This is a genomic window from Emticicia aquatica, assembly GCF_923079645.1.
Lineage (GTDB): Bacteria > Bacteroidota > Bacteroidia > Cytophagales > Spirosomataceae > Emticicia > Emticicia aquatica.
Genome location: NZ_CAKLPY010000024.1, coordinates 1 through 808 on the forward strand (window position 1 = coordinate 1; position 808 = coordinate 808).

1 tRNA gene and 1 rRNA gene are annotated in these 808 nt (G+C 44.3%); both read left to right on the plus strand.

The window, feature by feature from the left end:
• The first annotated feature begins 36 nt into the window (after positions 1-36).
• Positions 37-110, plus strand: a tRNA-Ala gene (locus MJQ71_RS20825).
• 201 nt (positions 111-311) lie between these two features.
• Positions 312-808: ribosomal RNA gene (locus MJQ71_RS20830) — 23S ribosomal RNA — on the plus strand; the annotation flags it as partial.

An 808-nucleotide genomic window follows, 5' to 3' on the forward strand; every position in this document is an offset into this window, starting at 1 on the left:
CGTGGTTCGAGTCCACGCAGGCCCACCAGTAAAAGAGGGGGATTAGCTCAGCTGGCTAGAGCACCTGCTTTGCAAGCAGGGGGTCAACGGTTCGACTCCGTTATTCTCCACAGAGAGTAGAAAATTATATTACAAAAGAGGTAACACAAGGTGTTGCATAAAGTTCTTTCGATAAGGTATTCATACCACAATTCATTTTGGTATAGTCATTAAATATTGTTGCGAAGCACAGCTTGATTAGCGATGATAGACTATAGATAAAATTGGAGCGAGTTCATTGACATGTTGGCAGAGAGATAAAAATATAATAATAGGAGTTATATAAGGGCGTACGGAGGATGCCTAGGGTCTCAGAGGCGAAGAAGGACGTGATAAGCTGCGATAAGCGACGGGGAGAAGCACATTTTCTGTGATCCGTTGATTTCCGAATGGGGCAACCCAGTAGTTTGAAGAACTACTACCATACCAAGTATGGAGCTAACCCGGTGAACTGAAACATCTAAGTAACCGGAGGAAAATAAAACAACAGTGATTCCGCAAGTAGTGGCGAGCGAACGCGGAGTAGCCCAAACCTATTTTGTTACGGCAAAGTGGGGGTTATAGGACTGCATTTAGAATTTAATTTTAAGCTGAACAGATTGGGAAATCTGACCATAGCGTGTGATAGTCACGTAAGCGTAGGAGATTAAGGACGAGCAGTATCCTGAGTAGGTGGGGACCAGTGGAATCCCCTCTGAATTAAGCGGTACCATCCGCTAAGGCTAAATACTCCTGAGACACCGATAGTGAACAAGTACTGTGAAGGAAA